We start from the raw sequence: 26,341 nt of genomic DNA on the forward strand, positions 1-26,341 counted from the left end.
CTTGCTTTGAAGTTTTATTTGAGAAATCATATACTTATAAAAAATTAAAATTGCTCTTTCACTTTTTCGATTTCTTTATCAAATTTATTATGTGTTTTTTCGAAAATCTCTTCAAATAAATCACCGACACGTTCTTCTAATACTTTAATTCCTTCTCCGGTAATACCACCCTTTACACAAACCTTTTCTTGTAGCGTTTCCAATGTAAAATGTTTTTGTTCAATTAGTTTTCCGAAACCTATAATCATTTCCTCTGCTAAGATCGTTGCTTGTTGTTTAGTAATCTCAGTTTGACATACGGCAGCATCAATGAATTTTTGGAGTAAGTAACTAAAAAATGCAGGGCCGCAGCTTGCTATATCAGATGAAACTCTAGTTATTTCATCTGTAATCATAACGGGCTTTGAAATGTTCGAAAATAGTTCGATGATACTTTCCTTAGTTTTTGCAGAACAACTTTTTCCAAAGTTAACCAACGTTACGCCACTTAATGCTTGATTCGTAATACTTGGAATAACACGTGCTACCTGACAAGGTAAAATGGCTTCTAACTGTTCAACATTGATTGGGCTAGTAATGGAAATAACACAATGATCCTTTGTAAATGATGATTGTAATGATGAAAGGAGTGGTTGAATTTCCAATGGCTTTACACAAATCAGTACGATTTCAGAAGCACTAATTACATCTTTAGCATGCTCTGCGACTTTCAGTTCAGGGTATATATTTTTGAGCTCATAAGCTTTATGAATCGAACGGTTTGTAATTGTTAACTCGGAAGGTTTAAGGGCTTTTGATTTAATAAACCCGTTAAGCAAAATGGATCCCATATTTCCTGTACCTATGATGCCTACATTCATGAGTACATCACTTCCTTTGCATACATTCTCTCCTACACTATATGAAGCAAGTTAGAAAATAATGTTATAAGTTCTAAGGAGGATTTAACATGTTCATAAAAATCATTCGAAATAAGTTCTTTTGGTTATCGATTATCTTTCTTTTTATTTTTGTCATTAACTTAATTCAAAGTAATCGGCAAAATGAAGTTGTCATCACGCCTGAATCTACACAAACAAAGGATTCTAATGCTGTAGATAAAAACAATGAGACGAAAGAAGGAAAGCAGTATAAAGAGCAAGATGAAATTATTGTTGATCTGAAAGGAGCGGTTACATCACCTGGTATTTTTCGTTTAGAAGCTGGAAGTAGGGTGAATGATGCAATTAAACTAGCCGGAGGATTTAAAAGTGAAGCAGACCGAAATAAAGTAAATTTAGCAGAGAAATTAAAGGATGAAATGGTCATTTACGTTCCAAAAATAGAAGAAGAAATAGCAGTTGATATACCAGTAAGTGCAGTGTCAGATGAAGAAGTAGATCAAAAAGATGTAATTGACATTAATCACGCAACTCTTGAAGAGCTCCAAAAAATTCCTGGTATCGGTCCGTCTAAAGCAAAAAATATAGTAGAGTACATCGAAATGAATGGTTCTTTTACCTCGATTGAACAATTGGATGAAGTAAATGGAATAGGTACGAAATCATTGGATCAAATGAGACCATTTATTTTGATTCGTTAAGATTTCTTATGAGTATCTATTTAGCGTATGTTTGTATTGTACAACTAATAACAATTGCCTTTTTTAAAGAATATGATTTACTTGTACTATTATTTTTAATGATTCCTTTTGCGGTACTAATAATGAATAAAAAGTGGATCCATATTTCCTATTGTATATTATCAATCCTAGTTACATCCTTAATTTGTCTATATCAAAACCAAATATTAGATCCATCGAAAACACAGCCTGGTCAAACTATACAAGGTGAAATTCAAACAAATCCAATTATAGATGGAAATAAAATTTCTTTTACGTTTAAATTAGAACAACAAAAAATAATGGTTGTAGCGTTTGCAAATAATCAAAGTGACTTGTCAATTTTTCAAAGAAGGACAATAGGTGATATATGTATACTGAAAGGTGAAGCTTCTTTGCCAGAGCCAAATACAAATCCTTATTTATTTAATTACCAACAATATTTATCGTATCAAGACATTCAGTGGGTACAAACAATTGAACCAAAAAGTTTAAATAATTGCATAATAAGTAAAAAGTCAATCATTCAGACATTAAATAGTGGAAGGCAGTATGTAACCAAATATGTTGAGAGTAAATTTAATGAAAATATTGAAGGGGTTATAAATGCTCTTCTTTTTGGAGACCGGACAAGAATGAGTCAGGAAGTAGAATCACAATATCAAATAGTAGGAATTGTTCATTTACTGGCTATTAGTGGTTCTCATATTAGTTTATTAAGTTTAGTAACATATTTTATACTGATAAGAATTGGCATCACAAAGGAAAGCAGCTTAATCTTTACGATAATGATCATTATTTCCTATGGATTTTTAGCTGGTGCCTCAGCATCAGTGGTTCGAGCAGTGATCATTGGCGTTTTAGTATGTCTCATTAGATTATGTAAAATAAAGCTAGATTTCATGACGCCACTAATTCTTTCATGTATTCTCATGCTCGTCGTGAATCCAAATTATATATATGATATAGGATTTCAGTTTTCTTTTATTTCGAGTTTTACCATCCTACTGACCACGAAACGTATTTTAAGTTATAAATCATGGTATGCAAAAGCTTTATTTACCTCAAGTACAACTCAATTATCCTCATTACCAATCCTCCTAGTAAATTTTCATGAATTTTCACCTTACAGTATTTTAATGAATCTTATTTACATACCATTTATTACTTTTCTAGTTCTCCCACTATGTATTTTTTGTTTTATTGTAAGTTTAATCTTACCTAGTGTAAGTTGGATTTTCGAATGCATATTAACATTTTTTATTGAGTGCTCAAATAAATTTCTTGATTTATTTATGCAACTCCCATTCGTGAAGTTAGTTTTTATGCATCCGTCGAAGACAGTCGTACTTTTATATTTCATCATCATATTTGCAGTCTTTTATTTTATGGAAGAGAAGAAGGAACATATAAAATTCAATATTAGCTTGTGTGGATTTGTCCTTCTCATTTGCTGTCATTACTTTTACCCAAATGTAAATCCGGTAGGAAAAATAATATTTATTGATGTTGGTCAAGGTGACTCTACTCTCATTAAACTTCCTTTTAATAAAGGGAATTATATTATTGATACAGGTGGAATTGTCCAATTTAATCAAGAAAAATGGATGAAAAGGAAAAAAGTGTTTTCAACTGGAACCGATATTCTACTTCCGATTTTAAAGGGAGAAGGTATTCGAAAAATAGATAAATTAATCTTTACACATGGAGACTATGATCATTTAGGTGGGGCATATGAAGTTTTGCAATTATTTCCTGTTAAGAACCTGTTAGTTGGTAATAAGTTAAACTTTGGAAAAGTTGAACAAGAGCGAATAGCTCTTGCGATGAAAAAAGGTACTAACATACAAAAAGTAAGTGAAGGTTTTAGTTGGAAAGTAGAGGATTTTACTTTTCAAGTACTTTCACCAATTAAAGGATATGTTGGTGAAGAGAATCATGGTTCAATTGTGATTAAGGCAAAAATTGGAGATAAAATATGGATGTTTACTGGGGATTTAGACGAAAGCGGTGAAAAAAGTATCATTTCTAAATATGAAAATATAAGGTCAGATGTATTAAAGGTGGGGCACCACGGGAGTGATACATCGACTTCAGATGTGTTTGTTAGAGCAGTCGCACCTAAGTTTGCGATCATTTCAGTTGGTGCCAATAATCGTTATGGTCATCCAAAAAAAGAAGTGCTTGATCGTTTGCAAAAGGAAAAGATCATTATTTTGCGAACTGACCGTGATGGAGCTATATTTTATGAATTTAAAAAGGGACAAGGTACCTTTTCAACATTTAACGCATACCGTAAATCAAGAGACAAAAACCCAAAAGAAAAATAAAAAAGACTGCTAAAAGCAGTCCCATCATTTGATTCTATGTATTATCGAGCAACGAATTCTACGATTGTTGCAATGATAAATAGAGTAGCGAAGAAACCAAATGAAACAGCAAAACCAACGCCTGAATCAACTGCATCATTACGTTTGCTTTGTACGTTTTTTTCAAATGTATTCACAATAACCCCTCCTAATTCACAATTTTAGTATAAATCAATATAACTAAAAAATCCATAGTATGTTTGTTTTAGTTATACCGTTTTAAATGAAGAGACCGGGTCTTTATTTAAAACGTTAATATAAATTAGAGATTAGTATTTACTAATCTCTTCCTTCTAATGTAGGACATGTTATACTATATTAAGAAAATTAGTGTAGGGGAGCAAAACATGATTACAGATTTACATAAAAAATTGAAAAAAAGTGTATCGCCGATCTATTTGTTGGTAGGTACTGAAGATTTTTTGCTTCAAGAAGCTGAAAACGCAATCGTGAAATCAGCTTTACAAGGAGAAATCGATGACTTTAACTTTCAGTCTTATGATTTAAAGGAAGGTTTTTTAGGAGATGCACTTGAAGATGCTCAAACTCCATCTTTTTTTGGAGGGCATAAAGTAATAATCATTAAGTCATGTACTTTTTTAACTGCCCAAAAAGAAAAGAATGTACAAGATGTTGAGCCTCTTTTTGATTATATAGAAAATCCATCACCTTTTACTACAGTGGTATTTGTCGCACCGTATGAAAAATTGGATGAAAGAAAAAAAGTAACGAAAGCATTAAAGAAGCAGGTAGAACTTGTAGAATGTCATCCTGTAGAAGTGAATAATTTAGATAGCTGGATTAAAGATCAATTTTCTGGAAACATTACAATCACAAATGATGGTGTTGAATCGTTAAAACTTCTTGTAGGAAATAATTTATCTATCTTAAAGCTAGAATGTGAAAAGCTACAACTATTTATCGGAGACGAAGGCGAAGTAAATGCTGAACTCGTTGAATTAATGGTTGCTAAAACAATAGAGCAAAATATCTTTTCATTAATTGAAAAAATTGCAGCAAGACAAACGACAGAAGCACTGAAAATTTTACAAGAGCTATTGTATGTTGGCGAAGAACCAATAAAAGTAGTAGCATTATTGGCTAGTCAAATTAGATTACTTTATGAAATTAAACAATTATCAAGTAATGGATATTCTAATAATCAAATTGCATCCTCTGTTGGCGTATCACCAGGAAGAGTTTTTTATGGTCAAAAACAATCGAATTTATTTCAAGCGAATGAATTAAAGGAAGCAATAAAATTAATTGCAAAAGCAGATTATAATATGAAAACAGGACAAGGGGATAAAGTGCTGATATTAGAAATGCTAATTTTACAAATGAATAAATAAAAACGAAAAAATGGTGTCTCATATGAGACACCATTTAATTCATTACGCGTTCATAGCGTTAACTTTTTTAGCTAAACGAGATTTTTGACGTGAAGCAGCGTTTTTATGGATTAGATTGCTGTTAACAGCTTTGTCTAATTTTTTAGAAGCAGATAAGAAAGCTTCTTTCGCTTTTTCAGTTTCGTTATTAGTAACTAAAGCTTCAACAGTCTTCACTGCAGTACGCATTTCTGATTTTAGAGATGCGTTGTGAGCACGATGAGCCTCAGCTGTTTTTACACGCTTAATCGCTGATTTAATATTTGGCATACCTTTCACCTCCCGAATGCAGTCGAGAAATTTGCCCTCGATTACAAATAGAACAAAACTTATTTTATCAAAACAAGTACCATTTTGCAATAGAATTCATAAAGCTATTTTCGCCTTTTCAAAAGAAAAATAAACAATTCGTTTAGAATTGGTAACATCTAGCTAAACTAACTAAGAAGAGACTAGTTAAATTTTGATGTATTATGGAGGCTAAAGACATGAGTGAGTTAGATTTAAGTCAATATAGCGTTCGAACAGATTTAGCAGTAGAAGCAAAAGAAATGCTAGAAGAACGTGAGCAAACAAAGGAAGAAATTACTGGTGTCATTCTTAAAGAACGAGAAGTTGACGGCGTAAGTATCTCACATGTACATATAAACGAATCCGCAACTGAAAGAATTGGGAAAAAAGCAGGTAATTATTTAACATTACAAGTTCAAGGAATACGTGAACAAGATACAGAACTTCAAGAAAAGGTTGAAAAAGTTTTTGCAAATGAGTTTTCTGCTTTCTTAAAAAATTTAGGTATTACAGAAGATCAAACATGTTTAGTAGTTGGCTTAGGTAACTGGAATGTAACACCAGATGCTTTAGGACCAATGGTAGTAGAAAACTTAGTTGTCACGAAGCATCTATTTGAACTGCAACCGGAAAGTGTTCAAGAAGGTTATCGACCAGTATGTGCACTATCACCTGGAGTAATGGGAATTACTGGTATTGAAACGAGTGATATTATTGCTGGTGTAATTGATAAAGTAAAACCAGATTTTGTTATTGCAATTGATGCACTAGCTGCAAGATCTATTGAACGAGTAAATACAACCATTCAAATAACTGACAATGGCATTCATCCTGGTTCAGGAATTGGAAATAAACGAAAAGAATTAAGTAAAGATACTTTAGGGATTCCTGTAATTGCGATTGGTGTACCGACCGTTGTTGATGCTGTTGCCATTACGAGTGACACGATTGATTTTATATTGAAACATTTTGGTCGAGAAATGAAAGAAGGAGACAAGCCTGCTAGAGCATTGATTCCTGCTGGTATGACATTTGGTGAAAAGAAAAAATACACTGAGGAAGATCTTCCTGGTGAAAAAGAACGTATGGCTTTTATGGGTATTGTAGGAACGCTGGAGGATGAAGAAAAGCGTAAATTAATACATGAAGTTTTATCTCCACTTGGTCATAACTTAATGGTGACACCAAAAGAAGTGGATACATTTATTGAAGACATGGCTAATATTATTGCCGGTGGAATGAATGCGGCATTACATTCTAAAATAAATCAAGATAATGTTGGTTCATATACACATTAATTTTAAAGTGAGGAGAAACCTGTGAAATATTTGTTTCGGTATTTTACATTGATCACTTTGTCAACAATCATCATTTTTACTTGTATGCAGATTGCGAAAAATGGAATAGGTAAAGTTACATCTACTGATTATTATCATGTAGATGATGTTGTAACATTATCTAAGCAGGATGGGAAGGCTGGAGCAGTTGTATTTGGCAAGGATTATACTGACAAAGGGTTGGCTGTAAGAGAAGAGCATCTAGAAAGACTAGGCGCGTTTAATTATTTTACGGTAGTTGGAAAAGGGATTACTAATTTTGTTTCATATATTACGGAAAAAGGAATGAAGATTTTTGAAAAAATTCCTTCTTTAATTGATGAGTTAAGATAGTCCTTCTAAACTTCATTCGACATATACTGCTAATAGAGATTGAATAATGGCCTCGTTTTTTGATATAATCAAAACTATCTATGCTGTCGAGAAATTTAGGAGTGATGAAATGAATAAAGAGTCAAGATCAGAAAGACAAAAGAGAATTAGAAACTTTTCAATCATCGCACACATTGACCATGGAAAATCTACATTAGCAGACAGGATTCTTGAGAAGACAAATGCTTTAACTCAGCGTGAAATGAAATCACAGCTGTTAGACTCAATGGATTTAGAACGTGAACGTGGGATTACCATTAAATTAAATGCTGTGCAATTACAATATAAAGCGAAAAACGGTGAAGAATATATTCTTCATTTAATTGATACACCAGGGCATGTCGACTTCACGTATGAAGTTTCACGAAGCTTAGCAGCTTGTGAAGGTGCAATTCTTGTAGTAGATGCTGCGCAAGGAATCGAAGCCCAAACATTAGCTAACGTGTATTTAGCTTTAGACAATGATTTAGAAATTTTACCAGTTATAAATAAAATTGACTTACCAAGTGCTGAGCCAGAGCGCGTAAGACAAGAAGTTGAAGATGTAATTGGTTTAGATGCTTCTGAAGCAGTATTAGCTTCTGCTAAGGCTGGTATCGGAATTGAAGAAATCCTAGAACAAATCGTAGAAAAAGTACCTGCTCCGACTGGTGACCCAGATGCACCATTAAAAGCACTTATTTTTGACTCGTTATTCGATCCATACCGTGGGGTTGTCGCTTATATCCGTATTGTAGAAGGTACAGTTAAAGTTGGACAAAAAATCAGAATGATGGCTACAGGTAAAGAATTCGAAGTTGTTGAAGCGGGTGTATTCACTCCACGTACAACACAAAGAGATGAATTAACTGTTGGTGACGTAGGTTTCTTAACAGCTTCAATTAAAAACGTTGGAGATACTCGTGTAGGTGATACGATTACACTTGCTAGTAATCCAGCAACAGAGCCATTACCAGGTTATCGTAAATTAAACCCAATGGTATTCTGTGGTTTATATCCAATTGATACATCAAAATACAATGATTTACGTGATGCGCTTGAAAAGCTTCAATTAAATGATGCTGCACTTCAATTTGAAGCTGAAACATCTCAAGCATTAGGCTTTGGTTTCCGTTGTGGATTCTTAGGACTATTACACATGGAAATCATTCAAGAACGTATTGAGCGTGAATTTAAAATTGATCTGATTACAACTGCTCCAAGTGTTATCTATAGTGTATACACTACAAAGGGTGAAATGATTACGGTTGATAACCCTGCTCACATGCCAGATCCTCAATCAATTGATCGAGTAGAGGAGCCTTATGTAAAAGCAAAAATTATGGTTCCAAACGATTTTGTTGGAGCGATTATGGAGCTTTGCCAAAAGAAACGTGGTAACTTTATCGATATGCAATATTTAGATGCAAACCGTGTAACATTAACTTATGAAATTCCATTATCTGAAATTGTTTATGATTTCTTTGACCAATTAAAATCTAGTACAAAAGGATATGCTTCATTTGACTATGAATTAATTGGTTATAAAGCGTCTAAACTTGTGAAGATGGATATTCTATTAAATGGTGAGCAAGTGGATGCATTATCATTCATCGTGCATAGAGATTCTGCATATGACCGCGGAAAAATTATTGTTGAGAAGCTGAAAGAACTGATTCCAAGACAACAATTCGAAGTACCAGTTCAAGCGGCAATCGGACAAAAAATTGTTGCTCGTTCAACAATTAAATCAATGGGTAAAAACGTATTAGCAAAATGTTACGGAGGGGACATCTCTCGTAAACGTAAGCTATTAGATAAGCAAAAAGAAGGTAAAAAACGTATGAAAGCTGTAGGTTCTGTTGAAGTACCTCAAGAAGCATTCATGGCTGTTTTACGTATGGACGACTAAAATTAGAACATGATTCTTGAACCTGCCCCTTTATACAAGGTGGCAGGTTTATTTATTGAAGTGACGAAAAAGATTTAATATTAATATGGGTATATAAATTAATAAAATTTTGGCTAAAATAAAGGTATATTTCATTCTATTCTTTCTTTAAGGTTTATTAATTCACAGTTATTGTAAGATGTTGAATGTAAGGATAACCTCGACTTCTGTGGGAGATTTGGGACGGTTGAGACCCCTAAGGAATTAATGTAAGTATGTTAGTAAAACTCACTATAGAATATCGAAACGCATTCATAAATCATGAAAGTGTATCCTGAAGTAGAAATCAACCTACATTAAAGTTTAGAAAGTAACCTAAGATAAGTTTTCATTTTATTAGACAAAAACCTAATGAAGATATACAATTCTAAAGAAAATAAATCACAAGAGTCCCTGGATCGAGACCTAAGAAGGTATTTGATCAGGGGCTTTTCGCTACATAGAAAAGAGGAGAAACAATGGTATCTTCCGTTTATATTCATATACCGTTTTGCCAGCAAATTTGTTATTACTGTGACTTTAATAAATTTGTGATGGATCGTCAGCCAGTTGATCAGTATTTAGAATATCTGGAGAAGGAAATAATAGAGAGTTTAAAGAGAACTCCTATTACAAATTTGAAAACAGTTTTTGTGGGTGGGGGAACGCCAACTGCATTAGACTTAGAACAAACTCAAAAATTAATTAATATGATTAATAGCCATATTATTAAAGGTCAAAACGGGGTTGAAATGACTTTTGAAAGTAATCCAAATGAAATTTCAAAGGAAAAGCTTCAAATCTTAAAGGACGGTGGAGTGAATCGTATTAGTTTTGGAGCACAAACATTTGATGAAGGGTTATTGAAGAAAATAGGACGAACTCATTCCCCAAATGAAATAGAAGAAGCAATCCAGACAGCTAAAGAAGTTGGTATTGATAATATTAATCTTGATCTGATGTACGCACTACCAGGTCAAACGATGGAACAATTTATTGACTCATTAGATAAAGCGATGGAGTTACCGATTCAACATATATCCGCATATTCATTAATTATTGAACCAAAAACGGTTTTTTACATAGAAATGAATAGGGGAAAACTAAAGCCTGCCCCAGAAGAAGATGAAGCAGCAATGTATGATTTCTTAATGAAGTATTTAAAAGAAAAAGGGTTTCATCAATATGAAATAAGCAATTTTGAGAAAAATGGGTTAGAAAGTAAGCACAATCTTGTTTACTGGAATAATGATGAGTATTTTGGATTTGGTGCAGGTGCTCATGGTTATGTCAACGGAGTCCGTTATTCGAATGCAGGACCTCTAAAGAAGTATTTCCAGCTTATCGATGAAAAAGGTGTACCAGTCATCCACGAGCATACCGTGGCAAAACAAGAAAAAATGGAAGAAGAAATGTTTCTTGGACTTAGAAAAATGCAAGGTGTTTCTGAAGTGAACTTTCAAGCGAAGTATGGCGCGACCTTTAATGAAATCTTTCCAAATGTTATTGAAAAGTTAAGTAAAGGTGGACTAGTTGAGCGTAAAGATGATTACTTACGATTAACGCATAAAGGCAAACTATTAGGCAATGAAGTATTCCAAGAGTTTCTATTATAAAGTTGAATGATATCTGACCAAGCGCTTTTCTTTTTTAATTGACATTATAAAAAGGATTTGTTAAGTTAATAATATATTTAGCACTCACTTGATAAGAGTGCTAATAGAGGTGATAATCATGTTGACTGAAAGACAATTAATGATTCTTCAAATTATTGTCGATGACTTTATTCGCATGGCACAGCCTGTAGGTTCAAGGAGTCTTTCTAAAAAAGAAGGTATTTCATTTAGTTCGGCAACGATCAGGAATGAGATGGCGGATTTAGAAGATCTTGGGTATATTGAAAAACCACATAGTTCCGCAGGTCGAATCCCTTCTGAAAAAGGGTATCGTTTTTATGTTGACCATCTTTTATCACCACAGCTTGTAAATGAAGATGATGCTCGTTCTGTAAAAAGTGTTTTTGCTGAACGCATTTTTGAGATTGAAAAGCTTGTGAAAAACTCTGCTGACATATTATCTGATTTAACAAATTATACGACTATTGCGCTTGGTCCAAAGGTTTCTGAAAACAGGTTAAAAAGTATTCAGTTGATTCCAATTGGAACAAATCAAGCAGTATCGATTATTGTGACAGATACTGGTATTGTAAAAAATCGTACTGTTACGATTCCACCAGGCGTGTCGATGAGTGATATTGAAAAAATGGTAAATATATTAAATGAGCGTTTAATAAATGTACCAATTCATCAATTAAATGACAAACTCTATAAAGAAGTTGCGATGATCTTACGTTCACATATTACTAATTATGAGAGCGTACTAAAGATGGTTAGTAACACAATTGATGTACCAATTGAACAAAAACTGTTTTTGAGTGGGAAAACGAATATTTTAGCTCAGCCGGAATTTCATGATGTAGAAACAATGAGAGTATTGTTAAACATGATTGAAAAAAAGGATGAATTAAAGAGTATTCTTCCAATTGAACAGTTAGGTCTTAGTGTCAAAATTGGTAAAGAAAATGAAAAGTCTGGTTTAGAAAACGTTAGTATTATCAGTGCGACTTATTCTTTAGGTGAAAATCAAATCGGTACATTTGCTGTTTTAGGGCCTACTCGAATGGAATATTCTCGCGTGATCTCACTAATGCATTTAATCACAGGACAATTAAACTTATTATTTTCATCTAAGGATGTTGAATAAATCCATTGTGAATAGAAACAATGGATTACATATAAAAAAATAGGAGGTGAAGGTGACATGACAGAACGTCAAGAAGATCTTGTAAAAGAAGAAACAATTACTGATGAGGTAGTGAATGAAGAAACTACTGTTGAAGAACCTTCAATCTTTACAGAAGAACAAACTCAAGAAATGAATTCAAACGAGGACGAGCTTCAAAAGCTACGTGCTGAGATTGAAGAAAAAGAAAACAAATACTTACGTCTACATGCTGACTTTGAAAATTACAAACGTCGTGCATTAATGGACCAACAATCGTTAATGACTTATCGAGCACAAAGTCTAGTAACAGATCTATTACCTGTACTAGATAATTTCGAAAGAGCATTACAGGTTGAAACAACTGATGAGCAAACTGCATCTTTAAAACAAGGGATGGAAATGGTTTATCGTCAATTAGTTGAAGCTGTTAAAAAAGAAGGTATTGAAGAAATTCCTGCACTTGGACAACAGTTTGATCCAAACTTCCACCAAGCAGTCATGCAAGAAAGTGATTCTTCAAAACCATCAAATGAAGTCCTTCAAGAATTCCAAAAGGGCTACAAGTTGAAAGATAGAGTGATTCGTCCTTCAATGGTTAAAGTTAACGAATAAAACATTAGGGCAAATGATTAATAGTGTTAGTGAATGGTAAAGATGTTCTTTGCTAATCACTGATTACATAATCAGACCACACCCAATGTTGTCATTCAATATAATCAAATTGCTAAATACTAATTATAAAATATTTTTCTAGATTTTAGGAGGAACATGCAATGAGTAAAATTATCGGTATTGACTTAGGTACAACAAACTCTTGTGTAGCAGTATTAGAAGGCGGAGAGCCTAAAGTAATTCCAAATCCAGAAGGTGGACGTACAACTCCGTCAGTTGTTGCGTTCAAAAATGAAGAGCGTCAAGTTGGGGAAGTAGCAAAGCGTCAAGCAATTACAAACCCTAACACAATTATGTCAATCAAACGTCATATGGGTACAACTCATAAAGAACATATCGAAGGCAAAGATTATTCTCCACAAGAAATCTCTGCTATCATTCTTCAAAACTTAAAGGCATCTGCTGAAGCATACTTAGGAGAGCCTGTAACAAAAGCTGTTATTACAGTACCTGCTTATTTCAACGATGCTGAGCGTCAAGCAACTAAAGATGCTGGTAGAATCGCTGGTTTAGAAGTAGAGCGTATTATTAACGAGCCAACTGCTGCTGCTTTAGCTTATGGTTTAGATAAAATGGATGAAGACCAAACAATCTTAGTTTATGACTTAGGTGGCGGTACATTCGACGTATCAATCCTTGAATTAGGTGATGGTATTTTTGAAGTAAAAGCAACTGCTGGTGACAACCGTCTAGGTGGAGACGACTTTGACCAAGTGATCATCGATTATTTAGTAGCTGAATTCAAAAAAGAAAATGGCGTTGACTTAAGCCAAGACAAAATGGCTTTACAACGTTTAAAAGATGCAGCTGAAAAAGCGAAAAAAGACTTATCAGGTATTACATCTACTCAAATTTCATTACCATTCATCAGCATGGGTGCAGCTGGTCCATTACACTTAGAGTTAAACTTAACTCGTGCGAAATTTGAAGAGCTTTCTCATAACTTAGTAGAAAGAACATTAGGCCCAACTCGTCAAGCAATGAAAGATTCAGGCTTAACAGCTAGTCAAATCGACAAAGTTATCTTAGTTGGTGGATCTACTCGTATTCCTGCAGTTCAAGAAGCAATCAAAAAAGAAACAGGAAAAGAGCCACATAAAGGTGTTAACCCTGATGAAGTAGTAGCTTTAGGTGCTGCAATTCAAGGTGGCGTATTAACAGGTGATGTAAAAGACGTAGTATTACTAGACGTAACACCACTTTCATTAGGTATTGAAACAATGGGCGGAGTGTTTACAAAATTAATCGATCGTAACACTACGATTCCTACAAGTAAATCACAAGTATTCTCAACAGCTGCTGACAATCAACCTGCAGTAGACATTCACGTGCTACAAGGTGAGCGTCCAATGGCTAATGACAATAAAACATTAGGTCGTTTCCAATTATCTGATATTCCACCAGCACCACGTGGAATTCCACAAATCGAAGTATCATTTGACATCGATAAAAACGGTATCGTTACTGTACGTGCGAAAGATCTTGGAACGCAAAAAGAGCAAAACATTGTAATCCAATCTTCTTCAGGCTTAAGTGACGAAGAAGTAGAACGCATGGTTAAAGAAGCGGAATTAAACGCTGAAGCTGATGCAAAACGTAAAGAAGAAGTAGACCTTAAAAACGAAGCTGATCAATTAGTGTTCCAAGTTGAAAAAACATTAAAAGATCTTGAAGGTAAAGTTGATGAGTCAGAAGTTACAAAAGCGAACGAAGCAAAAGACGCTTTAAAAACTGCTTTAGAAGCTGGAAACTTAGACGACATCCGTACGAAGAAAGATGCTCTTTCAGAAATCGTTCAAGCTTTATCAATGAAACTTTATGAGCAAGCAGCTGCAGCTCAGCAAGCAGCTCAAGGTGCTGAAGGTGGAGCAAAACAAGACGATGTAGTAGACGCTGAGTTTACTGAAGTGAAAGACGAGAAATAATAAACGTAAAACCGATTGACTTATTCAGCCCTAATTATCAAATAAACAAGTTAAGTAATGCTTTAGTTTTATCGATTACTTAGCTTGGACATTTATCTAAAGAGGCAAGTCATTCGAGTTAGTTCATAAATATATAGACACAATGGGAAAGTCAAAGTCAGGGTAGTCTTGGCTTTGACTTTTCTCACTTTAAGAAAGTATAAATTGGAAGCAATGATGAGCACTCGACGTAGTAGCCAATTTTATGAATAAAGTATAAGTGCAACTACGCCTCTGACTTCGTCCAAATGGCTCGTCAGTCGACGAGTTTTCTTTATTTTCTTTTAGAAAAGCACAGAATATGTTAAAATATTCTTTATGTGAAAGGAGCGGATTGAAACACTATGAGTAAACGTGATTACTATGAAGTCCTTGGTGTAAGTAAGAGTGCTTCAAAAGATGAGATAAAAAAATCGTTTCGTAAGTTAGCAAAATCATATCACCCTGATGTAAATAAAGATGCTGATGCACCTGAAAAATTTAAAGAGGTACAAGAGGCATATGAAACGTTAATGGATGACCAAAAACGTTCTCATTATGATCAGTTTGGTCACACAGATCCAAACCAAGGCTTCGGCGGAGGCGGCTTTGGTGGTGGAGGTTTTGGATTTGAAGATATTTTCAGTCAGTTCTTTGGTGGTAACGGAGGCGGTCGTCGTCGTGATCCTAATGCACCGAGAGCAGGAGCTGATTTACAATATACAATGACAATTCAGTTTGAAGAAGCTGCTTTTGGAATGGAAAGAGAAATTGAAATTCCAACAGAAGAAACATGTAACACTTGTAGTGGATCGGGTGCTAAACCTGGAACGTCAAAAGAAACATGTAAACATTGTAGTGGTTCAGGTCAAATGAGTGTTGAACAAAATACACCATTTGGACGTATTGTTAACCGTACAACATGTTCACACTGTCAAGGAACTGGACAAATCATTAAAGAGAAATGTAATACTTGTCATGGTGCAGGACGTGTGAAAACACGTAAGAAAATTATGGTGAAGGTCCCAGCTGGTATCGATGATGGACAACAAATTCGTTTATCAGGTCAAGGTGAACCAGGTAAAAATGGTGGACCTGCTGGAGATTTATATATTGCATTCCATATTCGTGATCACGAGTTCTTTGAGCGTGATGGAAATGATATTTACTGTGAATTACCGTTAACTTTTGCGCAAGCAGCCTTAGGTGATGAAGTTGAAGTACCAACACTTCATGGTAAAGTGAAAACAAAAATTCCTGCAGGAACGCAAACTGGTACTAGAATGCGTCTAAAAGGAAAAGGGATTAAAGATGTTCGTGGATATGGTCAAGGTGATCAACATGTTATCGTAAAAGTTATCACACCTACGAAACTAACAAGTCGTCAAAAAGAGCTTTTAGAAGAGTTCTATAATATTGGTAAAGACCATAAAGACGATAAACATGACTCATTTTTTACAAAGTTAAAACGTGCAGTGAAGAATTTTAACGATTGAGTCATTGATAAATAAATGTTCGGCCGTTATGTAAGGTAGAAAATGGTAACAATAATAATTGAAGAGTAAAATAAATGGCACCCTCTATACCGTTGGAATAGGTTAGAGGGTATTGCCGACTAAAGAAGAGAGTATGAATGGAGTTGGTAGATTTATGAAATGGTCAGAGTTAAGTATTCACACTACACAAGATGCGGTTGAACCGATTTCTAACATCTTACACGAAGCAGGTGCAAGTGGTGTTGTCATTGAGGATGTGTTTGATTTGACGAAGGAACGAGCGCAGGTGTACGGTGAAATCTACCAACTAAACCCAAAAGATTATCCAGAGGAAGGTGTAATCGTAAAAGCATACCTTCCTGTGAATAGTTTTTTAAATGATACTGTCGACGGAATTAAAGAAGCAATCAATAATCTGATTTCATTTGATATTGATTTAGGTAAGAACACATTTACAATCCATGAAGTAAATGAAGAAGACTGGGCAACTGCTTGGAAAAAGTATTATCATCCAATCTCTATTTCAGATCGATTTACGATTGTTCCTACTTGGGAAGAATATGAGCCTAAAAAAGATGATGAACTAATTATTGAATTAGACCCAGGTATGGCATTTGGTACTGGTACTCATCCAACTACAGTTATGTGTATTCGTGCACTTGAAAAAGTTGTGAAAGTAACAGACCGCGTCATCGATGTTGGAACAGGTTCTGGTGTTTTAAGTATTGCAGCAGCTAAACTTGGTTCTACGAATATTGAAGCATATGATTTAGATGATGTAGCGGTAAATAGTGCAAAAGAAAATGTTCGTTTAAACCGAGTTGATGATGTCATAAAAGTAGACCAAAACAATCTATTACAAGGTATCGATGGACCATTCCAAGTTGTTGTAGCAAACTTACTTGCAGAAATTATTCTTCGTTTTGTAGAAGATGTATATAATGTTTTATCACCAGAAGGAACTTTCATTTCTTCAGGAATTATTGGTTCAAAGCAACAAGATATTGAAGATGAACTGAAACGAGTTGGATTTGAAATTGAAGAAGTGATTCATTTGGAGGACTGGGTTGCAATTATTGCAAAAAAACCAGCCCAAGTGATTTAATATGCAAAGATATTTTATAGAAGCAACACAACTACAAAATGATATTGTCACAGTTAGTGGTGATGATGCGCATCATATTTCAAATGTTATGCGAATGAAGCCAGAAGCAGAAATCATTTGTACAGTACCAGGATCTTCAACAGTGCGTTGTGTCCTTACAAATATTTCTAGTGAAACAGTAACTGCTACTGTTGTAGAATATGTTGAGAATACAAATGAACTGCCAATTTCAATTACGATTGCAAGTGGTCTTCCAAAGGGAGATAAATTAGAACTGATTATCCAAAAAGGTACAGAATTAGGTGCCTCTGGATTTTTACCATTTGCTGCTGCTCGTTCAATTGTTAAATTAGATGATAAAAAAGCAAGTAAAAAAACAGATAGATGGCAAAAGATTGCAAAGGAAGCTGCGGAGCAATCGTATCGATATATTGTCCCAACCGTCGATCAACCAGTAGCTTTTCAACAATTACTTAATATCATACCGAAATTTGATGCGTGTATTGTAGCATATGAAGAAAGTGCAAAAACAGGAGAAACAGCACAGCTCGTTCAAACATTCCAGTCATTAAAAGAAGGGACACGATTATTAGTTGTATTCGGACCTGAGGGTGGATTGTCTGAAAAAGAAGTTGACCAGCTAACAGCGAAAGGTGCAAAACTTTGTGGGTTAGGACCTAGAATTCTACGGACAGAAACAGCACCATTTTATGTATTAGCGGCTGCCTCCTATCATTTTGAATTAATGGGGTGAAGAAATGCCACAAGTAGCTTTTCATACATTAGGCTGTAAAGTTAATCATTATGAAACAGAAGCAATTTGGCAGCTATTTAAAGCAGCAGGTTATGACCGTACGGAATATGAAAGCCAAGCTGATGTTTATGTAATTAATACTTGCACAGTTACAAATACAGGTGATAAAAAGAGCCGACAAGTGATTCGTCGTGCCGTGCGCAAAAATCCAGATGCGGTTATTTGTGTAACTGGTTGCTACGCGCAAACATCACCAGCTGAAATCATGGCGATTCCAGGTGTCGACATAGTAGTTGGTACACAGGATCGAACTAAAATGCTAGATTATATCGAGCAATATCGTATTGAACGACAACCAATTAATGGTGTAGGAAATATTATGAAAGCGCGTGTTTATGAGGAACTAGATGTACCAGCTTTCACTGATCGTACACGTGCATCTTTAAAAATTCAAGAAGGTTGTAACAACTTCTGTACTTTTTGTATCATCCCTTGGGCTCGTGGATTAATGCGTTCTCGTGATCCAAAAGAAGTTGTTCGCCAAGCAACTCAATTAGTTGAATCTGGTTACAAAGAAATCGTACTAACAGGTATTCATACTGGTGGATATGGTCAAGACATGAAGGACTATAATCTTTCAATGTTATTAAAAGACCTAGAGGCTGTCGATGGTTTAAAACGTGTTCGTATTTCTTCGATTGAAGCTAGTCAAATTACTGACGAGGTAATTGAAGTGTTACGTCATTCAAATATTGTTGTAAGACATTTACATGTTCCATTACAATCAGGATCTGACACTGTACTGAAACGTATGCGTCGTAAGTACACGATGGCACAGTTTGCTGAAAGAATTGAGAAATTACGAGAAGTATTACCAAATTGTTCGATTACTTCTGACGTAATTGTTGGTTTCCCAGGCGAAACTGAAGAAGAATTTATGGAAACTTATAATTTTATTAGAGACAATAAATTCTCTGAGCTTCATGTATTCCCATACTCAAAACGTACAGGTACGCCTGCTGCACGTATGGAAGATCAAGTTGATGAAGAAATTAAAAACGAACGAGTACATCGTTTAATCGAACTTTCAAACCAATTGGCAAAAGAATACGCATCAATGTTTGACGGTGAAGTTCTTGAGGTTATTCCAGAAGAAACATACACTGAAGACGGTCATGAAGGCTATCTAATCGGATACACTGATAACTATCTTAAAGTTGTGTTTAAAGGAACTGAAGATATGATTGGTAAAATTGTCAAAGTCAAAATTGCTCAAGCTGGTTACCCAGTGAACAAAGGTGAATTTGTTCGAGTATTTGAAGATGTAGCAGTTAACTAATTAACATAAATACGAAATATCATTGCCTAGTTCAGTAATTGAACTAGGCTTTTTGTATTTTATGAGTTTTAATTTTTAAAAATACTTTATTTCTCACATCTCACTATCATAACCATGAAATGAACGTGATTACCTTCTATTTTATTCAAGGATTTTTTTGTTTTTTTGAGATATAAAAGATGCATTTTTGAAAATGTAAAGGGAATAGTAAAATTTGTAGTTTAAAAAATTCTTAATTTTTGAGGGATGGTGTAGTAGCAAGTGAAGAAATTTAATGGAGCAAAAATTGCTCATGACAAAAATCAATCTATCATTCGTTTTAGTAAAAAAAGCTTTAGAACAGTTTTATTATCATTGATGCTAGCACTTGGTTTATCTACGACAGGTTTTGCTTTTGGAAAAGGATCTGAAGGACCTGATGTTTTCGTAGTACAAGGTATGCTGAAATCAATTGGTAGTTACTCTGGTAAAATAACAGGTCATTATAATAGCTTAACAGTTAAAGGTGTAAGATATTTCCAAAAGACTCATGGACTTCCAGTAACTGGAGCAGTCGATAAAGCTACATTTGAATCTATTTCTTATGCGTATGCAGTTGTGAAATTTAATGCTGGCGGTGGAACTGGAAATGGAGCAGGTGAAGGTAACGGTGCTGGAAGCGGAGCAGGAAATGGCAACGGTGCTGGAGGCGGAGCAGATGAAGGCGGCGGAGCAGGAAATGGCAACGGTGCTGGAGGCGGAGCAGGTGAAGGCGGCGGCACTGGAGGCGGAGCAGGTGAAGGCGGCGGCACTGGAGGCGGAGCAGGTGAAGGTGGCGGCACTGGAGGCGGAGCAGGTGAAGGTGGCGGCACTGGAGGCGGAGCAGGTGAAGGCGGTGGCGCTGGAGGCGGAGCAGGTGAAGGCGAAGGCCAAGGCGGCGGTCAAGTTGAACAACCAGGTAAAGGTGAAGCTGAACAACCAGGTAAGGGTGAAACTGAACAACCTGGAAAAGGCGAAACAGAGCAACCAGGTAAAGGTGGAAATGAAGAGCCAAGCAAAGGTGGAAATGAAAACCCACCACCAAGTAAGGGTGGAAATTAATATTCTCAAATGGAATCTGTAGGAAAAAAGAGCATCGTATCTCCGATGCTCTTTTCGTTTCATAAGAATTAGTCTCACGAATTTGCGTGATAAACTTTTCTTTTGATGATAGACTTGAAAATTGTATGTGTCATGACAATGAAAAATGAAACAAATCCACTAATCCAAATGCTTTGAAAGTCACTTACAAACGGAAGAAAAATGAACGAAACAATGATACCAAAAACAGTACTGAATGGAATGATATTCGAGACTTTGCCCTTACTAAAAACAATTGCAACAATTGGTGCCAATAATGCTGAGTAAATATTTCCTGAGTAAAATAATAATTCTACAATTGATGAGGAGTTTAAGATTGTAGCAAAATATATGATGACCCCAATACAAATAGATAGTAAATATGACATTCTTAGTTTTTGTTGGTCATTCGAGTTCTTCCGAAACGGTCCAATTACATTCAATACAATGAAACTAACTAGCGAATGAAGCCCTGCCCCAAAAGTCGTTATGATGGCACTAAATGCACATAAAACAAACAGAATAAAAAAGAATGGGGTCGTAATTTTATTTGCCAGTCCAACTAGAATTGATTGAATATCCGTGAACCCACCTGTGAAAATGACAATGATAAAAAGTGATGAAAATGATAATGGGAAGATTAACCATATCAGTCCCGTTAATGAAAAAGTTAATGGTACTTTTTTGATTTCTATCATAAATAATCGATGCCAAGAAGTCAGGTCAAAGAAAAACTGACCGAATCCAACGAGCATACCCGCAATCAGAAAGCTCCATATATCAAAATGATTAATCACTAACATATAAGGGTGATAAAGACGAATTCCGTCATACACAGGTTGAATCCCTTCTTTGACGAAAAAATATAAAGGAATAAGTATGACGGCAGCAAACATAATAATAATTTTAAATGCTGATAGATGATGAATCATTTTTAACCCACCAAATCCTGCAAACAGAACACAAAAACTAATAAAAAGAAACATTTCAATAGTAAGAGGGGAATGAAATAAAAATCTAAAAAGTGTAGAAGCAGCCATTCCTTGGATAAATAAAATATGTAAACTCGTTACGAATAATATGAGTACGAAAGTCCAATAGCCAAGTGGATTTAATTTTGTTTTTAAATAATCTCCGATCGTTAATCCGTCTGGAAAATCCCTTCTAACTCTTTTACCGATAAAACTAAAAGCAAATAAAGCGAATGCTCCCATCAATGCATAACCAATTCCACCGAATACGCCATATTTCACCATTGATTCAGGAGAAGATAAAATTGTTGACCCTGTCACCCAGCGAGCTAATAAAGAGAGAATTCCCATTCCCATCCCAATTTGAACGGGGCCTTGTACATATTCTTTAAATGATCGTTGATTCAATGTTTACTTTCCTTTCTCACGGTACTCTTTCGGTGTAATTCCTTCTATTTTTCGAAATAATGTACTGAAGTAATGCTGACTATTAAATCCTGAGTTTTCAGCAACATCTGAAATATTCCAAGTTGGATTATTCGTTAAGAAACGTTTAGCGGCTTGAATTCTATAATGAATAATATATTCCGAAAAGGGCATGCCGACTTCTTCATGAAATTTTCTACTTAAATATGTTGGGTTTGTATGCACTTCTCGTGCAATTTCAGAAAGTGTTAACTTCTCTGCAAAATTTTCATGGATAAATAAAAGTGCTTGAAAAATTAAACTTGAATAATCATTAGACGATTGATTATCCTGATATTTTGCTAATACTTTTTGTAAATCACTCTCAATAACTGGCTTCGTTAAATAATCAACAACACCAATTCTAATGGATTGCCTAGCATAATCGAAACTTTGATAGGCTGTGACCATTATAATATCTACTTCTTTATTAATTGTCCTTAATTCTTCAGCAAACTCAAGACCAGACCGACCTGGTAGATTAATATCTAAAAAGGCTATGTTAATTTTATGATTTTGGTTGATTGTTAGAGCTTGGCATGCGTCGGCAGCTTTATGAAACTTCCATAAAGGAAAAGTAGTTTTAATCATGTATTCCATCTGTTCTAGTTCTAAAGGTTCGTCATCTACTAATAATACATTCATTTTTTGGCTACCTCCTCATTTGTCTGATTGTAAACTATTGGCCAAACAACCTTTACCTTTGTTCCTGATTCAATTGAAGAAATCTGAATTAGGGCTCGGTCATTAAAATATAACTCCAAACGTTTTTTTATATTGTCCAATCCATGACCATCTTGATCTGAAACTGAAACATTTAAACCCATTAATCCATTATCAATCACTTCTAAATAAACAGATTCAGATTCCTGGTAGAAACGAATATTGAGAAGAGCTTCGCCAACTTTTTTTTCTAAACCATGTTTAAATGAATTCTCAACCAAGGTCTGCAAAATGAATGGGGGAACAAGAGCAATATATAATTGCTTCGGACAATCCATATCGATCTTCAATCGATCGCCAAATCGAATACTTTGGATATCTAAATAATGCTTCGTATATTGTATTTCTTGTTCAAGGGGGATTAATGGTTCGGACGCTTTATATTTAAATTTCAAGAATTGTGAAAAAGCTTCAAGCGCACGAATCAATTCAGATTTTCTATTTAAGCGTGCTAACCCTAAAATAACATTGAGTGTATTAAATAAAAAATGAGGTTGAATTTGCTGGTTTAATTTATTATATTGTGCTTCTTGAAGTGCCTGTTCTAAGCGGATTTCCCTGTTTTTATTTTCAAGCAAATCAATTTTTTTCTCAAATACAAATAGAAATAAAAGAGCAATAGCTCCCATAATAGGAGCTAAGATAAATAGCATAATTAATAATGTAAATCCTTCGTAACTAAGCATCGATGAACCTCAATTTTAAAATATTTTGTTCGAAATAAAATCAATCTTCTAACTGATTTAAAGTTACCTTTCGAAAAACTATACTACTTATGACACGATGTGACAAGCCACTTGATGATTTTGAGCAGAAATTTTCAATTCAGGAGCTTGTGATTTACAAATATCAATTGCGAAAGGACAGCGCGTATGAAAACGGCAACCACTTGGTGGATCAATCGGTGAAGGTACGTCACCTGTTAAAATGATTCTTTCTCTTTTTTGCACCGGATTTGGTACGGGTATGGCTGATAATAATGCTCTCGTATACGGGTGTTGAGGCTGTTCAAAAATGGACTTCTTATCAGCGATTTCCACGACTTTCCCTAAATACATTACCATTACACGATCAGATATATGTCTAACAACACCTAAATCATGAGATATGAAAAGAAAAGTTAAATTAAATTGTCTTTGAAGTGATTTTAATAAATTTAAAACCTGAGCTTGAATTGAAACATCAAGTGCAGAAACAGCTTCATCACAAATAATTAACTTTGGTTCAACTGCAAGCGCTCTAGCAATACCAATTCGCTGACGTTGCCCTCCACTAAATTCATGAGGATATCTTTCCATTGATTCAGGTCTTAAGCCAACATGACCAAGTAATTCCTCAATTCTATGTTTTCTATTTTCCTTTGGTACTACATTTTGAATAGCCAATGCTTCACTAAGGATTTGTTCCACAGTTTGTCTTGGATTAAGTGAAGCAAATGGATCTTGAAAAATAACTTGTAAATCTTTTCTTACCTTGCGCATTTCTTTCGTACTTAAAGCAAGCAAATCTTTTTCTTGAAATTGAATTGTACCGCTAGTGGGTTCATCTAGTCGAAGGATCGCTCTTCCAGTTGTCGATTTGCCACAACCAGATTCACCAACGATACTTAACGTCTCACCTTGATAGATATCGAAGCTAATGTCGTCAACAGCTTTAACATGATTCACTGTTCTTCCGAAAATGCCACCTTTGATCGGGAAATATTGTTTTAATTGATTTACACTTAATAAAACCTTTTTCTCTTCAACTGTGATACTCATTATTCGACACCTACTTTCTCATGTAAAACAAATTCTCGATCCCACTGAACAGTATGCTTCCAACAGCTAACTTGTGTACTCCGATCAACGTGTTGTAAATCTGGGACTATTTCTTCGCAAATTTTCTTTGCATATGCACAACGAGGAGCAAAGCTACACCCCTTTGGCATGTTATATGGACTAGGAACAGTACCGGGAATTGTTGTTAATTCTTCCTGGTCCATGTCTAATCGTGGTAAAGAGTTTAATAAACCAATCGTATATGGATGTTTAGGATTTTCGAATAGTTCTTTTGCTGTTGTATATTCAACGATTTTCCCTGCATACATAACTGCAACTCGATCACATGATTCGTAGACAACGCCAAGGTCATGGGTTATCAAAATAACCGCAGTTCCGAACTCTTTTTGTAAATTTTTAATGAGTTCTAATATTTGTGCTTGAATGGTTACATCGAGGGCTGTCGTCGGTTCATCTGCAATTAATACCTCAGGATGACATGCAAGTGCCATTGCAATCATTACCCTTTGTCTCATTCCTCCACTAAGCTCATGTGGCTCTTGTTTTGCCCTTTTTTCTGGAGAGGGGATTCCAACAAGCTTCAGCATGTCTACAGCCTTTTGCCACGCTTCTTTTTTTCCAAGGTTTTGATGAAGGCGAATTACTTCTGCAATTTGTTCGCCGACTGAATAAACTGGATTCAGTGAAGTCATCGGCTCTTGAAAAATCATCGAAATTTCATTGCCACGGATAGAGCGCATTTGTTTATCTGTTTTCGTTAGTAAATCCTCACCTTTAAAGTAAATATTACCCCCAACTATTTTTCCAGGAGGGGAAGGTATTAATCTTAAAAGGGATAATGAAGTAATACTTTTTCCACTTCCAGATTCACCGACAATCCCGAGTGTTTCACCTTTTTTTAATGAAAAACTGACTTTATTAACAGCTTTACTCGTTCCTTCTTCTGTAAAAAAGTAGGTCTCGAGATCTTTAACTTCTAGTATGTTTTCGTTAAATTGTTTCATCTAAGTACCTCCTTAGTTTAAGTCAATTCGTTTATTAAAATATCGATATAGTACGTCAACAGCTAAGTTCATAAATACGAAGATGACAGAAGCGATTAAAACGCCACCTTGAACCATCGGCAAATCTCTCGTTCGGATTGCATCAACTATTAGTCTACCAAGTCCATTAATCGCAAATACTGATTCTGTTAATACAGTGCCACCAAGCAGGGCACCAAATTGAAGGCCAACAACTGTAATGACTGGGATTAAGGCATTTTTCAGTCCATGCTTGTAAATGATGACATGTTCTTTTAATCCTTTTGCTCTTGCAGTTCGAATATAATCTTGTCGTACAACCTCTAGCATGCTAGAGCGTGTCATTCTGGCAACTATCGCCGCACCACCTGCTCCGAGTGTAATGGCAGGTAGAATCATATGCTGAATCGTACCCCAACCTGCAACAGGGAATATATGAAGGTTAACAGAGAAAAAGTAGATTAACATGAGTCCAAACCAAAAACTAGGTAAAGAGATTCCTAATAGTGCAATAATCATAATTGAAATATCAGCAATCGAATATTGCTTCGTAGCGGATATAATACCAGCAATCATACCAAGGACAACTGTGATCATAATACTTGCAAGGGCAAGCTCTAATGTAATAGGTAGTCGGACCATAATCTCGTCTAAAACAGGTCGATTGTTACGAAGAGATTCGCCGAAATCCCCTTGAATCGCATGAAATACATAATCAAAATATTGGTATAGGATTGGACGATCCAATCCAAGTTGATGACGGACCATTTCAATTGTTTGTTTTGTTGCACCTTCACCTGCAAGAAGTGTTGCAGGGTCACCAGGAACCATCTGCATAATAAGAAAAACGACTAAACTTACTCCGAGTAAAACAGGTATTGTTTGAAAGATTCTTCTAATAATGAATAGTAACATTCGC

Annotated in this window: 24 protein-coding genes; 15 read left to right on the forward strand and 9 right to left on the reverse strand. The window is 35.1% G+C overall.

The genetic code is table 11. The features are described 5' to 3' along the window. Window positions 1-44: 44 nt before the first annotated feature. Window positions 45-860 (reverse strand): late competence protein ComER, encoded by an 816-nt coding sequence (comER, locus tag ACX6U0_RS09130; protein WP_464959646.1) that lies wholly within the window; start codon window positions 858-860, stop codon window positions 45-47. Window positions 861-949: 89 nt separating this feature from the next. Between comER and ACX6U0_RS09135 the strand changes: the two genes are divergently transcribed. Continuing rightward, a complete protein-coding gene (locus ACX6U0_RS09135) occupies window positions 950-1,582 on the forward strand; it encodes a helix-hairpin-helix domain-containing protein (protein WP_464959647.1) in 633 nt (210 codons plus the stop codon). A gap of 8 nt (window positions 1,583-1,590) precedes the next feature. Next, a complete protein-coding gene (locus ACX6U0_RS09140) occupies window positions 1,591-3,930 on the forward strand; it encodes a DNA internalization-related competence protein ComEC/Rec2 (RefSeq protein ID WP_464959648.1) in 2,340 nt (779 codons plus the stop codon). A 41-nt stretch (window positions 3,931-3,971) separates the two neighbouring features. On the opposite strand, the gene ACX6U0_RS09145 is transcribed toward ACX6U0_RS09140, so the two are convergent. Further along, complete coding sequence (locus tag ACX6U0_RS09145; protein ID WP_087998706.1) at window positions 3,972-4,106, reverse strand: YqzM family protein; 135 nt, start codon at window positions 4,104-4,106, stop codon at window positions 3,972-3,974. A gap of 210 nt (window positions 4,107-4,316) precedes the next feature. Between ACX6U0_RS09145 and holA the strand changes: the two genes are divergently transcribed. Beyond that, complete coding sequence (gene holA / locus ACX6U0_RS09150; protein WP_464959649.1) at window positions 4,317-5,321, forward strand: DNA polymerase III subunit delta; 1,005 nt, start codon at window positions 4,317-4,319, stop codon at window positions 5,319-5,321. 42 nt (window positions 5,322-5,363) lie between these two features. Here the strand turns inward: holA and rpsT are convergent, their stop codons facing one another. Further along, complete coding sequence (gene rpsT, locus ACX6U0_RS09155) at window positions 5,364-5,630, reverse strand: 30S ribosomal protein S20 (protein ID WP_087998708.1); 267 nt, start codon at window positions 5,628-5,630, stop codon at window positions 5,364-5,366. A gap of 218 nt (window positions 5,631-5,848) precedes the next feature. On the opposite strand from rpsT, the gene gpr reads away from it, so the two are divergent. The 12 genes from gpr (at window position 5,849) to ACX6U0_RS09215 (ending at window position 20,442) form a co-directional block, all read left to right on the forward strand. Further along, complete coding sequence (gene gpr, locus ACX6U0_RS09160) at window positions 5,849-6,949, forward strand: GPR endopeptidase (RefSeq protein WP_464959650.1); 1,101 nt, start codon at window positions 5,849-5,851, stop codon at window positions 6,947-6,949. A 21-nt stretch (window positions 6,950-6,970) separates the two neighbouring features. Then, complete coding sequence (locus ACX6U0_RS09165) at window positions 6,971-7,321, forward strand: DUF3679 domain-containing protein (RefSeq protein ID WP_464959651.1); 351 nt, start codon at window positions 6,971-6,973, stop codon at window positions 7,319-7,321. Window positions 7,322-7,430: 109 nt separating this feature from the next. Further along, window positions 7,431-9,251 carry a translation elongation factor 4 gene (lepA, locus tag ACX6U0_RS09170; RefSeq protein ID WP_464959652.1) on the forward strand — a complete coding sequence of 607 codons (1,821 nt, stop codon included), beginning with the start codon at window positions 7,431-7,433 and terminating at the stop codon, window positions 9,249-9,251. Between the two features lie 497 nt (window positions 9,252-9,748). Beyond that, entirely contained in the window at window positions 9,749-10,885 is a 1,137-nt protein-coding gene (hemW, locus tag ACX6U0_RS09175) for a radical SAM family heme chaperone HemW (RefSeq protein WP_464959653.1), read from the forward strand. A gap of 118 nt (window positions 10,886-11,003) precedes the next feature. Continuing rightward, a complete protein-coding gene (gene hrcA / locus ACX6U0_RS09180; RefSeq protein ID WP_464959654.1) occupies window positions 11,004-12,032 on the forward strand; it encodes a heat-inducible transcriptional repressor HrcA in 1,029 nt (342 codons plus the stop codon). 57 nt (window positions 12,033-12,089) lie between these two features. Then, window positions 12,090-12,665, forward strand: a complete 576-nt coding sequence (gene grpE, locus ACX6U0_RS09185; RefSeq protein WP_464959655.1) for a nucleotide exchange factor GrpE — start codon at window positions 12,090-12,092, stop codon at window positions 12,663-12,665. Between the two features lie 161 nt (window positions 12,666-12,826). Continuing rightward, the gene (dnaK, locus tag ACX6U0_RS09190; RefSeq protein WP_430509669.1) at window positions 12,827-14,650 is read left to right on the forward strand and encodes a molecular chaperone DnaK; all 1,824 of its coding nucleotides are present in this window, start codon (window positions 12,827-12,829) and stop codon (window positions 14,648-14,650) included. Window positions 14,651-15,033: 383 nt separating this feature from the next. Next, the gene (gene dnaJ, locus ACX6U0_RS09195; RefSeq protein WP_464959656.1) at window positions 15,034-16,164 is read left to right on the forward strand and encodes a molecular chaperone DnaJ; all 1,131 of its coding nucleotides are present in this window, start codon (window positions 15,034-15,036) and stop codon (window positions 16,162-16,164) included. Between the two features lie 154 nt (window positions 16,165-16,318). Further along, complete coding sequence (prmA, locus tag ACX6U0_RS09200) at window positions 16,319-17,269, forward strand: 50S ribosomal protein L11 methyltransferase (RefSeq protein WP_464959657.1); 951 nt, start codon at window positions 16,319-16,321, stop codon at window positions 17,267-17,269. Window position 17,270: 1 nt separating this feature from the next. Then, a complete protein-coding gene (locus ACX6U0_RS09205) occupies window positions 17,271-18,023 on the forward strand; it encodes a 16S rRNA (uracil(1498)-N(3))-methyltransferase (RefSeq protein WP_464959658.1) in 753 nt (250 codons plus the stop codon). A gap of 4 nt (window positions 18,024-18,027) precedes the next feature. Further along, on the forward strand, window positions 18,028-19,362 hold the full coding sequence (mtaB, locus tag ACX6U0_RS09210; protein ID WP_464959659.1) for a tRNA (N(6)-L-threonylcarbamoyladenosine(37)-C(2))-methylthiotransferase MtaB: 1,335 nt from the start codon (window positions 18,028-18,030) through the stop codon (window positions 19,360-19,362). 261 nt (window positions 19,363-19,623) lie between these two features. Further along, on the forward strand, window positions 19,624-20,442 hold the full coding sequence (locus ACX6U0_RS09215) for a peptidoglycan-binding domain-containing protein (RefSeq protein WP_464959660.1): 819 nt from the start codon (window positions 19,624-19,626) through the stop codon (window positions 20,440-20,442). A gap of 74 nt (window positions 20,443-20,516) precedes the next feature. Here ACX6U0_RS09215 and ACX6U0_RS09220 read toward each other — a convergent pair whose 3' ends face one another. The 6 genes from ACX6U0_RS09220 to nikB form a co-directional block, all read right to left on the reverse strand. Continuing rightward, the gene (locus tag ACX6U0_RS09220) at window positions 20,517-21,839 is read right to left on the reverse strand and encodes a sodium:solute symporter family transporter (RefSeq protein WP_464959661.1); all 1,323 of its coding nucleotides are present in this window, start codon (window positions 21,837-21,839) and stop codon (window positions 20,517-20,519) included. Window positions 21,840-21,842: 3 nt separating this feature from the next. After that, a complete protein-coding gene (locus ACX6U0_RS09225; protein WP_464959662.1) occupies window positions 21,843-22,541 on the reverse strand; it encodes a response regulator transcription factor in 699 nt (232 codons plus the stop codon). Continuing rightward, on the reverse strand, window positions 22,538-23,305 hold the full coding sequence (locus ACX6U0_RS09230; RefSeq protein WP_464959663.1) for a sensor histidine kinase: 768 nt from the start codon (window positions 23,303-23,305) through the stop codon (window positions 22,538-22,540). Before ACX6U0_RS09230 ends, ACX6U0_RS09225 begins: the two co-directional genes overlap by 4 nt. Before the next feature lie 87 nt (window positions 23,306-23,392). Then, window positions 23,393-24,379, reverse strand: coding sequence for an ABC transporter ATP-binding protein (locus ACX6U0_RS09235; RefSeq protein WP_464959664.1), 987 nt, complete (start codon window positions 24,377-24,379; stop codon window positions 23,393-23,395). Beyond that, a complete protein-coding gene (locus tag ACX6U0_RS09240; protein WP_464959665.1) occupies window positions 24,379-25,404 on the reverse strand; it encodes an ABC transporter ATP-binding protein in 1,026 nt (341 codons plus the stop codon). The genes ACX6U0_RS09235 and ACX6U0_RS09240 overlap by 1 nt, the downstream gene beginning before the upstream one ends. Before the next feature lie 12 nt (window positions 25,405-25,416). Beyond that, on the reverse strand, window positions 25,417-26,337 hold the full coding sequence (gene nikB, locus ACX6U0_RS09245; RefSeq protein WP_464959666.1) for a nickel ABC transporter permease: 921 nt from the start codon (window positions 26,335-26,337) through the stop codon (window positions 25,417-25,419). Between the last annotated feature and the right edge of the window lie 4 nt (window positions 26,338-26,341).

The sequence above is a fragment of the Gottfriedia sp. ABJ_BB2_2 genome, assembly GCF_055484705.1.

What these genes read in the sequence shown, in the direction of transcription:
- mtaB (WP_464959659.1), top strand. Translation starts at nt 18,028, where the DNA reads ATGCCACAAGTAGCTTTTCATACATTAGGCTGTAAAGTTAATCATTAT.
- lepA (WP_464959652.1), top strand. Translation starts at nt 7,431, where the DNA reads ATGAATAAAGAGTCAAGATCAGAAAGACAAAAGAGAATTAGAAACTTT.
- dnaJ (WP_464959656.1), top strand. Translation starts at nt 15,034, where the DNA reads ATGAGTAAACGTGATTACTATGAAGTCCTTGGTGTAAGTAAGAGTGCT.
- rpsT (WP_087998708.1), bottom strand. Translation starts at nt 5,630, where the DNA reads ATGCCAAATATTAAATCAGCGATTAAGCGTGTAAAAACAGCTGAGGCT.
- prmA (WP_464959657.1), top strand. Translation starts at nt 16,319, where the DNA reads ATGAAATGGTCAGAGTTAAGTATTCACACTACACAAGATGCGGTTGAA.
- ACX6U0_RS09135 (WP_464959647.1), top strand. Translation starts at nt 950, where the DNA reads ATGTTCATAAAAATCATTCGAAATAAGTTCTTTTGGTTATCGATTATC.
- gpr (WP_464959650.1), top strand. Translation starts at nt 5,849, where the DNA reads ATGAGTGAGTTAGATTTAAGTCAATATAGCGTTCGAACAGATTTAGCA.
- ACX6U0_RS09140 (WP_464959648.1), top strand. Translation starts at nt 1,591, where the DNA reads ATGAGTATCTATTTAGCGTATGTTTGTATTGTACAACTAATAACAATT.
- comER (WP_464959646.1), bottom strand. Translation starts at nt 860, where the DNA reads ATGAATGTAGGCATCATAGGTACAGGAAATATGGGATCCATTTTGCTT.
- ACX6U0_RS09205 (WP_464959658.1), top strand. Translation starts at nt 17,271, where the DNA reads ATGCAAAGATATTTTATAGAAGCAACACAACTACAAAATGATATTGTC.
- hemW (WP_464959653.1), top strand. Translation starts at nt 9,749, where the DNA reads ATGGTATCTTCCGTTTATATTCATATACCGTTTTGCCAGCAAATTTGT.
- ACX6U0_RS09230 (WP_464959663.1), bottom strand. Translation starts at nt 23,305, where the DNA reads ATGCTTAGTTACGAAGGATTTACATTATTAATTATGCTATTTATCTTA.
- dnaK (WP_430509669.1), top strand. Translation starts at nt 12,827, where the DNA reads ATGAGTAAAATTATCGGTATTGACTTAGGTACAACAAACTCTTGTGTA.
- nikB (WP_464959666.1), bottom strand. Translation starts at nt 26,337, where the DNA reads ATGTTACTATTCATTATTAGAAGAATCTTTCAAACAATACCTGTTTTA.
- grpE (WP_464959655.1), top strand. Translation starts at nt 12,090, where the DNA reads ATGACAGAACGTCAAGAAGATCTTGTAAAAGAAGAAACAATTACTGAT.
- ACX6U0_RS09235 (WP_464959664.1), bottom strand. Translation starts at nt 24,379, where the DNA reads ATGAGTATCACAGTTGAAGAGAAAAAGGTTTTATTAAGTGTAAATCAA.
- ACX6U0_RS09240 (WP_464959665.1), bottom strand. Translation starts at nt 25,404, where the DNA reads ATGAAACAATTTAACGAAAACATACTAGAAGTTAAAGATCTCGAGACC.
- ACX6U0_RS09225 (WP_464959662.1), bottom strand. Translation starts at nt 22,541, where the DNA reads ATGAATGTATTATTAGTAGATGACGAACCTTTAGAACTAGAACAGATG.
- hrcA (WP_464959654.1), top strand. Translation starts at nt 11,004, where the DNA reads ATGTTGACTGAAAGACAATTAATGATTCTTCAAATTATTGTCGATGAC.
- holA (WP_464959649.1), top strand. Translation starts at nt 4,317, where the DNA reads ATGATTACAGATTTACATAAAAAATTGAAAAAAAGTGTATCGCCGATC.